The organism is Brakhagea baltica, from assembly GCF_052161605.1.
Classification (GTDB): Bacteria; Planctomycetota; Planctomycetia; order Pirellulales; family Pirellulaceae; genus JBKCUI01.
Window position 1 is genome coordinate 1,021,881 of the sequence record NZ_CP197409.1, and the last position, 14,053, is coordinate 1,035,933.

9 protein-coding genes and 2 riboswitches are annotated in these 14,053 nt (G+C 52.0%); of the genes, 4 read left to right on the plus strand and 5 right to left on the minus strand.

What is annotated here, in order from left to right; all coding sequences use genetic code 11:
- Positions 1 to 215: 215 nt before the first annotated feature.
- Positions 216 to 1,916 (plus strand): hypothetical protein, encoded by a 1,701-nt coding sequence (locus tag SH449x_RS04070; protein ID WP_482380041.1) that lies wholly within the window; start codon positions 216 to 218, stop codon positions 1,914 to 1,916.
- Between the two features lie 51 nt (positions 1,917 to 1,967).
- Here the strand turns inward: SH449x_RS04070 and SH449x_RS04075 are convergent, their stop codons facing one another.
- The 3 genes from SH449x_RS04075 to SH449x_RS04085 form a co-directional block, all read right to left on the minus strand.
- Positions 1,968 to 2,792: a DUF4465 domain-containing protein gene (locus SH449x_RS04075; RefSeq protein WP_482380042.1), complete on the minus strand. Its 825-nt coding sequence runs from the start codon at positions 2,790 to 2,792 to the stop codon at positions 1,968 to 1,970.
- A gap of 188 nt (positions 2,793 to 2,980) precedes the next feature.
- Positions 2,981 to 3,247, minus strand: coding sequence for a hypothetical protein (locus tag SH449x_RS04080; protein WP_482380043.1), 267 nt, complete (start codon positions 3,245 to 3,247; stop codon positions 2,981 to 2,983).
- Positions 3,212 to 3,486: riboswitch (cobalamin riboswitch) on the minus strand. It overlaps the preceding gene by 36 nt.
- Positions 3,487 to 3,600: 114 nt before the next feature.
- Entirely contained in the window at positions 3,601 to 4,941 is a 1,341-nt protein-coding gene (locus SH449x_RS04085) for a DUF1559 family PulG-like putative transporter (RefSeq protein WP_482380044.1), read from the minus strand.
- Positions 4,906 to 5,181: riboswitch (cobalamin riboswitch) on the minus strand. (Overlaps the previous gene by 36 nt.)
- A gap of 649 nt (positions 5,182 to 5,830) precedes the next feature.
- On the opposite strand from SH449x_RS04085, the gene SH449x_RS04090 reads away from it, so the two are divergent.
- The 3 genes from SH449x_RS04090 (at position 5,831) to SH449x_RS04100 (ending at position 11,786) form a co-directional block, all read left to right on the plus strand.
- Positions 5,831 to 5,980, plus strand: coding sequence for a hypothetical protein (locus SH449x_RS04090; protein ID WP_482380045.1), 150 nt, complete (start codon positions 5,831 to 5,833; stop codon positions 5,978 to 5,980).
- Positions 5,981 to 6,383: 403 nt separating this feature from the next.
- A complete protein-coding gene (locus SH449x_RS04095; protein WP_482380046.1) occupies positions 6,384 to 7,475 on the plus strand; it encodes a DUF1559 family PulG-like putative transporter in 1,092 nt (363 codons plus the stop codon).
- Between the two features lie 144 nt (positions 7,476 to 7,619).
- Positions 7,620 to 11,786 carry a DEAD/DEAH box helicase gene (locus tag SH449x_RS04100; protein WP_482380047.1) on the plus strand — a complete coding sequence of 1,389 codons (4,167 nt, stop codon included), beginning with the start codon at positions 7,620 to 7,622 and terminating at the stop codon, positions 11,784 to 11,786.
- Between the two features lie 127 nt (positions 11,787 to 11,913).
- Here the strand turns inward: SH449x_RS04100 and zigA are convergent, their stop codons facing one another.
- Positions 11,914 to 13,140: a zinc metallochaperone GTPase ZigA gene (gene zigA / locus SH449x_RS04105; RefSeq protein WP_482380048.1), complete on the minus strand. Its 1,227-nt coding sequence runs from the start codon at positions 13,138 to 13,140 to the stop codon at positions 11,914 to 11,916.
- A gap of 75 nt (positions 13,141 to 13,215) precedes the next feature.
- Positions 13,216 to 14,049, minus strand: coding sequence for a hypothetical protein (locus tag SH449x_RS04110; RefSeq protein WP_482380049.1), 834 nt, complete (start codon positions 14,047 to 14,049; stop codon positions 13,216 to 13,218).
- Positions 14,050 to 14,053: the final 4 nt, after the last annotated feature.

Consider the following 14,053-nt stretch of genomic DNA (forward strand, 5'->3'; position numbering starts at 1 on the left):
GAGTGTGTCGTGAAATCAGGTCATGAAGAGAATGACGAGGCTGAGTCCAGTCTCAAATCGAACGTTTGAGTTTAACGGTTGTAAGGGCTGAATGTTGTGCGATGTGCGCAAAACCAGAAAAAAGTGATCAACCGGAAAAAGCGTCGAATTCGGAGAAAGCAAAAAATCGAGAATAACTGTCAGTGACGTAAACAGTTAAAACAGGAATCAAATCCATGAGATTTATTAATATTATTCTCTCAGGGGTGGCTGGTTTTTGCTCGATTGGCTTTGGTCCACGAGTGGACGCCCAGGTTACTTTCTCGCTCTCGGATGCATCGTTCGCAGATACTACAGAAGAGAGCTCGGGATTAGCAACTTTCGATCCGGCCCCCTCGACGGAAATCTTATTGACTGATGAGGATCCCAGTTATTCCCAAGGATCAATTGAGCGGCTTGTTCTGGACAAAGAGAACTTGAGATCCTTACGTTTTAAGGACCGAACCCCCGCCATGATCGGCGATTTTTTTGGTGGGTCCCATTGGCGATTCGGTGCGAATTCGGTAATCGATCGGGCGTTTATCGTCGCGGATGATTTGGATGTGCCGCTAGTATTACCAGGGGCCGGCAGCGTGTTGTCGATCAGCGAGACAGGGCCGATCGGTATCTTTAGTGGCAGCGTAACCAAGATCCAGGAGCTTCAAGCTCTATTGCGAGCGGGACAACCACTGTCAGGTGTAAACTTAATCGGAACACTCCCCGACGATGCTACCTTAACGACCGCATTGACGGTCGGAGATATCCAGTCGCAACTGGGGAACGCTGTGTTGCCGTACACCATCATTGCTTTGGCTCCTCCGCCTGCGGCTTATGATGCGGCTGTCAATGCAATCTTCTCAGCCAATAATGCCTTGCCTGGAACTACGGTTTACTTGGCGCCTTCATCAGGTGCATTCACTCAAGGAGGTGTCAACTCCATCAATGGTGGCGATGATTTGGATGCCTACTACTTCTACGAGTACCGAATGCGAGTTGATACTCGGCTCATCGATGCCGCAAGTGGCGGCGTCGGGCGTGTCAAAATCGCCGAGGGCGGAACAGTGTTGCCACAGACTCGAACGTTCCTGCATTATGGACATTTTCATAATGTGGCTTATGGAAACACTCGTGTTGCACTGAACCGATTCACCCCAGGCTTTGAAAGAGCTTTTGCGGATGGGTTGTTCTCCGTCGAAGTGCGAGCACCAATCGCTGCTGACGCGCGGGCTCTTAGCACTTGGGATGGTGATCGTATGAACGCCAGCGGCGAAGTGCGATTCGGAAATCTCACGACCTATCTCAAGACCCTGCTCTTCGATCGAGGCCCTCTCGCCGTATCGGCTGGATTGGGTATCGCGGCTCCGACGGCAAGCGATCTGCGGGTTCGACTGCCTGATGATACTGAAGTGCTGCGAGTCGCGAACGATGCGGTCCACTTGCACCCGTTCGCAGGCGCGTTGTTCACACCCAACGAGCGATTCTTCGCTCATGGATTCTTGCAATGGGATCTCGCAGCCGGTAGTAACCGAGTTCTTCTGGCCGGTGACAACAACATGATGACCGCAGGAAGAATGAACGATCCTAATCACTTGCTCGTGAGCGTCGGCTTGGGGACATGGCTGTACAAAAGCCAGGCCCGCCGCGGGCTGACCGGCGTTATCCCAATGCTCGAGGTTCATCACGCCAACTCGATCGACCGGGGCCAAGCCATGATCTCTGGCCCGATCGAGGTGGGGAATTATTCCGGCACAATGAGCATGACCAGTGTCGTGGCCGGAACGACTTTCGAGTATTCGCGACGAACCCATCTCACCTTGGGCTATGGAACCGCACTGACCAACGGCGAAGGACGGCAATACGACGGAGCCTTTCGCGCCTCGCTACAGCGAGGCTGGTAGCTTACTCCCGTTTTTGGTCGCTAGTCCCCAACTCCTCGCGAACTTTGTGCACTATCGTGGCGATTCTGTGTAACGCATTTTTCGTCTGCGCCATACCCAAAGTGAGCCAGCCACTGCGATCAAGGCTAAACTTGACGGCTCAGGGACAGCGGCGAAACGAAGATTATCGAGTGCGACATAAGCGGGAGTGTTCATGCCCCAAGCTCCCACGTCACTAGACGAAAAGGAGAGTCTCACAGATCGAACGATTCCCAGGGAGGTCAAACTGAGATTGGTCCACTCGTCGATAATGTAATCCAAGCTGTTGTCAGCGAACCGGAAATCCGCCAAATAGAAATCGACGCTGCCCGTCGTACTGCCAGTTGCATTGACGTCCGAGAATCCCGTAAAAGTAACACGGAACCAATCGGGATCGTTACCCGTTAGACCTCCGAACTGTTTGGAAAACGAGTCGCCGTCTCGCATGGACAATGCCGTATAAGTTGTATTCGTCACCGACATGGAAATGAGTCGGCTACTCTCGGGCATGTTAAAGAATGAATTCGCCCCCCCAAAAGCGACCGCATAATTTGAGGAGCCGTTCGCGCCGGCTCCTGGATTTGCCGATGCAAAAGCCGCATATTGATTTCCGAATCCAGATGTGGTCTTGTCCACAACATTGCTGTAGGCGAATCCGCTCCACGAGCCCCAGTTTGGATTGTAGCTGTTGTTAAAGAAGACACCGCCACTCGTCCAACCACCAGCCGCGTCGGCACCGTTGTAAAAACTGTTCTGGGATAAACTTAACTCTTCAAAACCAACAAGCACGTCTGCGTGGCAGCGGGGCAGCGACCAAAAACTCGAAATGCCGAACAACAATAGAAACAAAACTCTCATGAACTAAATCCTCAGGTTTAAAAAACAAAAATTCAACAAACGTTCCCTCGTTACGGAAACCAACTAAGCAATATGACTAACGGCCTTCGTTGCTTTCTCGTGCAGTCCGTCGCCGCAGCCTGCGAACGAGCAATGTGGCGGTGGACGGGAGGAACAAGCCACAACAGAGCAGTGGCACAACAACGAAATTAACCAGCAGAGATCGCATCTTGAATCCCGATCTGCGCACGAACTCGCCGAAGACTCGCGTCAACGCACGAGCCAAACGACAAAGGAGTCGATTCTAGCAGTTCCAAGTAAGTGTGATATAGACTCCAGCAGCTTTTACCGAATCCCCTCAGCCTGATCGACTTGCGAAGCATTCTCGGGAGCATGGTTGAAAAAGCAACTGCGACGAATGCTCCAATCCAAGAGAGCACGAAATCGTCTAACCCGAGGTAGGTCTTCTGACTCACTGCCGTATCGCCTGCTCACAGCCTTCTCATCCTTTTGCTCCGACGGTGCCGAAAGGCACCAAATCGGAAGGACAATGGCTCATTCGTTAGAAAGGAGCGACGATTGCGATTCTTTCGAAATCGCAGGCAGCACACAGCGGCCGGACCGTCCCGGAATTGTCTCTAAAAAGAGACGCACCGGAGTTCCCTGTTCATCCCGTTAGTTGCTAACGTGGATCACCTCAGGTCTGCGTACTTTAACGGTCTGGTAAATCATGTCAACTAACAAGACGGCAAAAATCGAGAATGCAGAATCGGAACCACTGTGAACTTTGCCAATGCGATTCCTTCGCTCAGTGGTTTACTTTGCAACCTCAATAGTCGCTGATGATCTCGCCTCCCTTGCGGGAGAGTAAGGCAGCAAACGTAACAACATCGATTTGCTCGTTCACGAAGCGAGCTGCACCATCGGCCATCAAGAAATTCGCACCACCTCGATGGTAGCTATGAAACTCCTGCCCAAAATCACAAAAATCTCCACGGCGACTTTTGAAAGGTGGGGCGCACGAATCCCAATGGGATCCGAGCTTGACCTTTGCATTCAGTGGAGAACTTTGGTCGAAGACATTTTTGTGACCAATCCATATCGAGTGCCTCCCCTCGGGGGCTTCGCCAATGACGATTGTTTGTGAGCTTCCGTCGAGGATATCCGTTACGCTGATCTGCTTTTCATGTCCAAAAAGCATCACGCCTCGACCGACTCCATCTTGGATTCCCAAATCGGAATAGTTGTTCTGGCAATTCCTTCGTGGAAAACATCGCATCGATCTTTCGCCGTAGTTGCCGCCGTAGTCCGTTCTGCCGAACAACACACTGGAACTGAGATCGTCTCCATTGGGTCGATAAAGTTCTGTTTGTGTGGCTGACGGGCATAGATAGGTTGAAACAAGCTTGGCTCCACCCGAGTGATTCACTGGATCGATGTACGGTACGCCGACGTCGATCTCCATATAGAGGGGCAATTGCTCGATGTAAGGTAGCGAGGCAGCTCCCCAGCTCGCTCTCCACCGTGCCCGTACGGTGGGATTGGTAAGGCTTACTGCTCCAGCACCCCCTACTGGAAACCTACGATAGCTACCATGATAGTTGTGAATCGCGAGCCCAATCTGTTTTAGGTTGTTCACGCATTGCATACGCCTGGCTGCTTCGCGAATTGCCTGAACCGCTGGCAATAGCAGCCCGAAGAGGACGCCGATGATCGCAATGACAACTAGCAATTCGACCAGCGTAAATCCAGATTTTAAACGCTCGGGCTGCAATCGCTCTCTAGCGTTCTTCAATATTTCGGCCTGGGTTTTGCGGTCCCCAACAGACCATTCTGCTATCTCGCTTCTCGTGCGACCACAACCGACGCAATAGGAATCCCCTGTGAGTCGACAAACACCGGTACAAGGGGATACTAGACTTTCCGAAATATCAAGGATCATAAGATGAACCCCATCGTCGTCGTCCCCAATATGTCCGCGTCGCAGCAACAAATGACGGTTAAGTAAAAAATGCAGCGGGACTGCAGGGAACTTAGGAACACAAAACGTGCTAACGTGTTCGAGGAGCCTCTGTGCAACGAAACACTTCGCAGAACGACTCTTCGCAACGATTGCCTCAATCCAAGAAGGCACGACATCGTCTAACCTGAGGTAGGTCTTCTGACTCACTGCCGTATCGCCTGCTCACAGCCTTCTCATCCTTTTGCTCCGACGGTGCCGAAGGGCACCGAATCGGAAGGACAATGGCTCATTCGTTAGAAAGGAGCGACGATTGCGATTCTTTCGAAATCGCGGGCAGCACACAGCGGCCGGACCGTCCCGGAATTGCCTCTCAAAAAGAAACGCACCGGAGTTCCCTGTTCATCCCGTTATTTGCTAACGTAGATCACCTCAGGTGCGTGTAATGTAATGGGGTGTCAGTTTGTGTCAACGAATACTTCGACAAATTTCGAAGACGCATCGCCGACTGCGACAATGCTGCAAATAGATTCCCGTGCTAAAACCGTCTGCCTGAGATTGTCTTGCCCTTCTGAGTAACCTACCATCTATCATAAGGATTTCGATACAAAAAATTTTTCGGTACGCAATCGTTGTGAATAGCTTTAGAAAAAGAGGTGCGAAGCAATTCGGTCGAGTAGGTGTTTACCTACTTACGATCGTTTTTTGCACAAGTCTCTTTCCAAGTCCTAAAGCTCCCACGTTCCGATTTCTCGCTGGTCAATCAGCGTCAAGGCATGCAAAGGATTGTTGCCGCTGCGATGCGAGCAGTACCGCACGGTGTTGCTGCCAGGAGAATAGTTGCTGCTCGAATAATAGCACCAGCCGAGAGAACGGTCCCGGCCAAGACGACCGATTCGAATCGGCACCGCAACTAAACTTGCTGTCGCGTCTCATCCGTTCCGATTCCTACTGCGGAACAGCAACTCCACGAGTCTCCCTAGCGGGAAACGGTGGCTCTAAGGATGGTGGCGTTAAGCCAAAAGCTAAGCAAAAAAAGCAATTTTCTATCCCGATAATCGATGGGCCTAGGTGTGATTCGAACTACTTTGGTTTGACTATGCTTCCGCCCTTCGTCGCTCCTGAGTGTGTAGGTGGCCAGACGATTCAGTACCTCACAACGGACGCTCTCACATTGGTTTCTAGGCCTGAAGAAACCGTTCTTGAAATCCCCGTCCCGCCACCTCGGATGCACCTAGCCGCTTGCTAGAGTGGTGCATGTATTGGCTCATATTGGGCAGGGTTTGTACTTGTGAGGGCTGTCTCTTTGTATAGCACTCATTTGGAATAGTGCCTGCTTGCTCTGATCCCTACTTGGTACACCTTTTAACGGGTAGCGTGACTGTGCCTCTAGCTACGTGTAGCTCGTAGGACGAATCGATCCGTTCGTGTAGAGCGGTTTGGTCGTCTGCGTGCCGAGATTGTTATCGCTTTGTATTCATTACAAGGCGTCTACCGAATTCCTTGCGTTGCGATCAATAGATTTCCCTGAGCGAGATTCCTTTCTCGGTTGGAAATCAATGTGATTACGCGAGGGACTATGGATACGTGCGCACTGATTGGTTGTGGCGTACGACGTTTTTTCATCTTTAATAACAGACAACAAATTTATCATGACATATTTCCGGTTTAGAAACTTTAGCCATTCAAGACGTGCATTCACTTTGGTGGAACTGCTAGTGGTGATTGCGATTATTGGGATCCTCGTCGGCTTGTTACTCCCAGCGGTCCAAGCTGCACGGGAAGCGGCTCGCAGGATGCAATGTTCGAACAATCTCAAGCAAATGGGATTGGCACTCCACAACTATGAGTCGGCCTACAAGCAGTTACCTGCTCTATACGGCATACAAGGTGGCAACGCAGGGAATTTCTCTATTCAAGCGGCGTTGATGCCTTTCTACGAACAGGGAAACTTGTTTTCTCAACTCGATTTTGCACAGCGGCTGCAGATTGGTTGTTGCCCTGGAATTCTTCAGCCGCAGTTTGTCGAGCCTGCTCGCACCGTGGTTCCTATGCTCTTGTGCCCCAGTGACGGTGGACCGCAAATTTTCGAGGTGGTAACTATGAGTGGCTCTGGGCCCATCAACCAATTCGCTGGCCTCAATTATCACATGAACATGGGAACCAGTGTCGGAACGAACTACGATTCGCGGCGACCAACTGATGGGATCTTGTGGACCAATGCGAAGGTGAAATTCGGATCGATCACGGATGGGTTAAGCAATACGGCAGCGTTTTCGGAATCCCTTCGGGGTCTTGAACAAAATAATGTCCCCGAGCCCGTGAGTCGTGCGGAGAGACGCCGCACCATGATCAACGTGGCTTGCGTGTGGACATCGAGTACGATTCCGCCAGCTGTCCCAGGATTGGCTAATGGTTTCCAAGCCCCCGAAGACCCGTCACTTTACGAAGCGATGGCTTTAGCAATTCGTCGAGGGTTCAATGGTCAACGAGGTGGTGGTTGGATCAATGGCCGCGAGTACTACGGTGCTTACAGTCACTATCTGCCACCGAACTCGGATTGGATGGACATGAACACGTGTGGTTATGGGATCTTCGGTGCCCGCAGTAATCACACGGGGGTTGTCAATCTAACCCGTTGTGACGGAAGCGTAAGTTTCATCTCTGAGAGCGTTGACCTACGCGCTTGGCGTGCCCTGGGTACGCGAGCTGGCAGCGAAGTTCTCGTCGGCATCGATGACTAAGCTACCTAACAAACAATCCAGCCTGCGAACCACTTCGCAGCTCCTGGCTCTACTTACCCCTTACCCCTTAACATCGAAGTCACTCTGCCATAGAAATACAACCGATGGATTTTCAAAGTTGCGGTTTTCGGGCAGAATGCTGCCATGAATGAACTGCAAAGCAAATACCATCGGTTCGACGGAACCAGCAAGTGCTTGATGCAATTGCTCGCGTTTCAGCATTGGAATACGTATTACGGTGACCTCCATAGCCGAGCTAAATCCTTTGAACTGAAAAAAAGCAACGGTCGCAGTTTTACTCAAACGGATATACGAGAAGTACTAAAACAATGGACAAAGAGCGGTTTTCTTTCGGAGTACCCTAAACGCCCCGTTGATGCCCTTATGGATGTACTCATCCGGGAAGGGATTGAGGGAGACAACTCGAAACGATTTCTCGAGCTTGCAAATCCCCCCGACCGCTGGATTCATCGCTCGGCAGTGCTCGATTTCTATGTCGCGTTCTACTCCAGCGATACCGAGAAGTGGAAGGCCGCGCGAAACAAGATTCACGTGGGAGCATTGCCTTTACTGGAACCCTTTTGTAAGAAAACCTTCGAAAGACTTGCTTCCGAGATCCAATCTGATTACTTTTCCTTCGTCATTCCGTGTTGGATCGCCAAGGGACGATCCGATGCGAACGCGGTAGCAGAACTCCAGCAGCGACTCGACAATGAGTCGCCCTTTCCCGCTAAATCGCTGCCCCGACTGCTCGAATGGGGGCTCGCCTCCGGAAACGTAGCGCTGCTGGAGCGAATTCGTTTGCAAATGGCGGGCAAGATGCAAGACGTCGAGGGTTGCTTGAAGCTTTTGCGCGGAGACTTTAGCGACGCATTTAAGTTGCTTGCCGGGACGCTGTCCAATCGAGCGAGCAAGCAGTCGCTGACCAAACTGGGTGACCTCCCCTCGATTCTTGCAACACTCTCAGCCATTGCGGGGCACCCTAGCGTTCCGCGTGACCAAGCTCTCAAGGCGACGATGGCCGCGATCAAGCCCAATGTGACACCCTATGCTGACGCGTTCGCCGTCATTCAGAACGGTTTGTTGTTCATGGGAACGCCTGGCAACATCACCAAACTTCTTTCCGATATCAAAACGATTAAATCGCCGCTCGCTAAGTGGACAGCCGGTTACTTGCAGTCGTGGTTGGCGGCTGAGGCGGACCAGAAAGCCCAAGTCGATGGACTGGTCGATGCTGCGCAAGCTTTTCACACCCAAGGATGCTTCTGGTTGGCAGCCGAAACGTTCGCTGCCGCTGGACGTTCGAAAATAACTACGGCGAAGCAGCAACAAGAACTGGCCGAGCAAATCCATCGCATCCATGGTACCACCAGCTTGATGGATTTCGTTCAACCCGAGCCTGCTTGGGCACGTACGCTTAATGCGATCGCATTGCTCGGGGGCATGAATAAGCCCATCGCAACGGCGAGTACAACAGCAGAGTCGCCTGAACGCTTGATCTTCGAAATCCATCACAATAGCTATGGTTTCCACCTAGACGTTTTTCACCAAACACGCAAAGGCTCTCAGTGGTCTAAAGGTCGCAAGATCGCATTGTCACGCTTGTTTCAACAACATGCTACGTTAGAGTTTTCGTTTCTAACTCCTGAAGACCGGGCTCTGTGTCAGAGCCTAAAACATTGGTCCGTGCGAGGTCCTTATGGCTATCCTGAAGAGCACACCGAGTTCGAAACGCGGTCGGGTTCACGCGCGTTGATCGGCCATCCTCGCATCTATCGCCCCAACGAACGTGAACAGCCTGTCGAAATCGTGGAGAAGCCTGTCACGCTAGTCGTTCGCCAACTGGACGATTCTCAACTAGAACTGGCTCTCGATCCAAAACTGAATGGTTCAAAAGAAGTCCTATTCGAAAAAGCTGGACCGAATCAAATCACCATCACGTTCTTCGAAGCTTCGCATCACACGTTGCAAGCCATGCTAGGCAAGGGGCTGCGAGTGCCCATGTCGGCCTCAGCTAAGGTGCTCGAAACGATCACCCAACTCGCTTCGGTGGTGACGATCCACTCCGAGATTGGTGACCTTGATCGCAGCGCGAATCCAATCGGCAAGCGAAGACGCAAAAAGAACAGGGAGCCTGTCGATGAGACGGCCCCCGGAGACAACGTTGTCACTCCCGCGAAGAAGGTTGCTGGGGATCCTCGGTTGCACGTTCGCTTGCTCCCCAGCGGTGAAGGATTGCGAGCGGAACTCTATGTACGACCGTTCGGTGAGACCGGCCCCATCTGCCGACCAGGCGAAGGCGGAACGACATTGTTCGCCACGATCGACGGTGAAGCCATATCGGCCCATCGTGATTTGCCTCTCGAGGTGCAAAACGGACAAGCGTTGATCGACCAATGCGAGACGATCGCAAATCATCTTACCGACTCGTGGACCGCTAGCTTCTCCACGCCATTCGAATCCCTCGAACTTTTGCTCGCTCTCGAACCATTAGCGCAGAGTGAAAATGTAACGTTGCACTGGCCGAAAGGTCGATCGTTGCGTTTGGCCGGCGAAGCGAGCGAGTCGATGATGCGGGTTCGAATACGTCGTGACCACAATTGGTTTGCCGCTTCTGGGGAACTCATGATTGATCGTGACCGTTCCATCGACATGATGCAATTGCTAGACCTAGTATCGGCATCGCCCGGTCGCTTCATCAAGCTCGATGATGGCGAATACCTGGCGCTGACCAACAACTTGCGGCAGCGCATCGACGATATGCGAATGTTTGGCGATCGTCGTTCCGCCAAAGGTAAGCTGCGTTTCGGAGCGGTTCACGTCGGGCTGCTCGAGGACTTGGGCGAAATAAAAGTCACTGCCGACGCGCATTGGAAAAAATGCGTAGAGCGAATGCGGCGGTCGACAACAATCGATGTCCATGTACCTGAGACGTTTCAAGCCGAGCTGCGTCCCTATCAACAGGATGGGATCGCTTGGATGCAGCGTCTGGCGGCATGGGGTGTCGGAGGCTGTTTGGCGGATGACATGGGGCTGGGGAAAACGGTCCAAGCGATAGCGGTTTTGTTACAGCGTGCCGCCGATGGACCTGCAATCGTCGTCGCGCCCACATCGGTGATTCACAACTGGAATGACGAGATCACACGTTTTGCTCCCACGTTGCAGCCGCGAATTTTGGCCGAATCATCTCGAAAGGATCTGCTCGATACGCTCACCTCGCGAGACGTTTTGCTGTGCTCTTATGGCTTGATGCAAAACGAAATCCAGGAGCTCGAAAAGATTACCTTTAGTACATTGATCCTCGACGAAGCCCAAGCGATCAAGAACGCGGCAACTCAACGTTCCAAAGCTGCCAAGCGATTGTCCGCCGATTGCCGTTTTCTATTGACAGGGACGCCGATGGAAAATCATCTGGGCGAGTTGTGGAATCTGATGGATTTCATCAACCCGGGACTGCTCGGAAGCGCGGAGAATTTTCAAGAGCGATTCGCGATTCCGATCGAGCGAGACGGAGATCGTGCCGCGCGTCTGGGACTCAAACGACTGGTTGCACCATTCATCTTGCGTCGCACCAAGGCTCAGGTGCTAACCGAGCTACCATCGCGAACCGAAACGACCCTACGAATTCAACCCAGCGACGAAGAAGCTGCGTTCTATGACGCGGTTCGATTGCGGGCGATCGAAAAACTGGCGGAGGTTGCTGATGGAAAACCGAAGCTGCTTCAGGTTCTAGGTGAAATCATGCGTATGCGACGCGCCTGTTGCCATCCCAAGCTCGTGATGCCCGAGTCGACCATCGAAGGCTCAAAACTGACGCAAGTTATGGAAACCATCCATGAACTGCGCAGTGGTAATCACCGAGCGTTGATCTTTAGCCAGTTCGTTGACCACTTGCAACTCGTCCGCGAGCAACTGGACAAACATGAGATCGCCTATCAATATCTCGATGGCAGCACGCCAGCGCGGGCTCGCAAAGAACGGGTCGAAGCCTTTCAGTCGGGACAAGGTGATGTTTTTCTAATCAGTCTAAAAGCTGGTGGAACAGGATTGAATCTAACGGCAGCCGATTATGTGATCCATCTGGACCCTTGGTGGAATCCGGCGGTGGAGGATCAAGCGTCCGATCGAGCGCACCGCATCGGACAACAACGCCCCGTTACCATTTACCGCATGATTCTGGCTGGCACGATTGAGGAAAAGATTCTAGATCTGCATGCGACCAAACGCGATCTAGCTGAAAGCCTACTTGAAGGGACCGACCGTAGTGGCAAGCTGACGACCGAAGAGTTGCTACGTTTGATCAACTCTTAAACCCAGGAGCGATTATCGAAATTGCGAGAGCTATCGCGGGCTTACCCTCCCCAGTTAGAACCGTTGGTGAACCATTTAGTACAGTTCGCCCTCTCGCGGCAATCCGTTCCGTCTACCTAGTTCGCTATCAAGAACTCTCCAACGATGCCAGAACATCATCGATGGTTCGATTCCATTTCGGAAAGGGATCTTCGAAGTCAGCCCACGCGGCTGGCCCTAGAGCCAACTCTTCATCGGTTAACAAGCATGCTTGTAGCGAATCGTAAATTTCGACTTCGTCCATATCGATCCCGATGAAAACTAACTCTTGTCGACAATCACCCACTTCGGGATTCCAATTTCGCTGGATGCCCTCTCGAATCTGAGGTATGTCAGGCCAACGATCTTGCGGGATTGCGGCCCACCAAAATCCACCAAAATCCAACCTCGCTACCTTGCCCGCCTGCGACCAAACTCCAATCTTGTCGAGCCGACTGGCTAACCAAAAGAATCCCTTGGATCGTAAGATACCAAACCAATCCTGGCTAAGCCGATCATAGAATCGCTGGGGATGAAAGGGCCTTCTCGATCGATATACGAAGCTGGTGACACCATACTCCTCCGATTCGCTCGCTCCCTCGCCACGCAAAGTTAATTGCCATCCCTTGGACTGCTTCGCTACCTCGAAATCAAACCGGCCTGTTCCAAGAATTTTGGAGGGCTCAATCTTGCCAAATTCACTTCGCATCTTGAGAGCAAACGGATTCAATCGCTCAATCAAAGATTCGATCCGTTGAACCGTCGCTTCGTCTACCGTATCCGTTTTGTTAAGAACGATCACGTTGGCAAACTCAACTTGATCGATTAGCAAGTCGGCCACTGTCCGGGTGTCTTGATCATTGACCGCTTTCCCTAAGCTTTGCAGGTCTTCGCTATAATCCAGGTCCTCGAGAAAGTTCGCGCAATCCACGACGGTGACCATTGTGTCCAGTTCCGATAGATCCGATAGGGCCAGCCCGTCGCCAACGGCAAAGGTAAACGTGTCAGCCACGGGTGCTGGTTCCGAAATGCCGGTTGATTCGATGAGCAAGTAATCAAAGCGGCCTTCTTTGGCCAAGTTCGCGACCTCGACCAGGAGATCTTCTCGAAGCGTGCAGCATATGCAACCGTTCGACATCTCGATCAGCTTTTCATCGGTGCGACTCAGCCTCGCTTCCCCACCAGCGATTAGTTGGGCGTCGATATTCACCTCACTCATATCGTTCACAATCACGGCGACTCGCAAGCCCTCTCGATTGCAGAGAATATGATTGAGCAAAGTGGTTTTGCCTGCCCCGAGAAAACCGGAAAGAACCGTCACTGGTAAACGTCGCATAAAATCATCTGGCCATGGAAGAGGTCGGAAACAAGAGAAGAAAGTCGGTTTTACCGGCCTGTGCTAACTGTTATTTTAGCAGGACTGATGCTCTTCAATTGACTCTCTGATGAGGTTGTGGTTTGCGGAAGAGCCTGTCCAAAATTGGAAATTGCATGCCGCTTCTTGAGCCACCAGTTCAAGCCGATCGATAGGAACCAAACCCAACTGTCTGGCGATCTCCAGATCCTCTATCGATTCCCGTTCCGTTCGCGGACTAACTTGTAAAAAACACGCATCATCTGCCCAATTGACAGTCGCAAGCTTTTTAACAAGGCCCCGTGGTATGCGTCCTTCTACGATTAATGCGATCGGTTTCTGGGCCGCATCATTCTCCTGAAAGTCAGGGACCTCTGTTTCTAGGGATGGTTCAATATGATGCAACTCGGCGTCCCAATCTCTTTCGCTTACGGCGATGCTCTTCGCCAACGCAGGTGAGGAAACGCAAAGCAGCTTACTTCTAGCCTGCTGCTTGTCATCGTCGACCTTAACCTCTCCTGCAATCTGGTTAGTGGCCTTTTGGATTGTAAGCCAGATTGATTGTCCCTGGAGATTGTCGCCAAGCCAAGATCTGCCCTCGACCCGACCGACTGTGACCCTCCCCAGTGCCAATGCGGACTCTGTGACCGTGTCCATGAACGGAACGACTTCCGCCTGATAAGGGTCCAGCACACAGAACCCTTGCAGTCCGAGAGCTCGGATGCCGCGTATCGCGGCTTCAAAGTCTTCCCGCTGAACGTATGCGGTGAAAAATCGCCAGTCCATACCAGTTTCGGCAGCAGTGCGAGACATCACGAATTGGGTCGGATTTCCCGCAACTGCATCACCAAAACAGCAAACCAATGGCTGCAATACTTTGGATAAAGTCATGTTT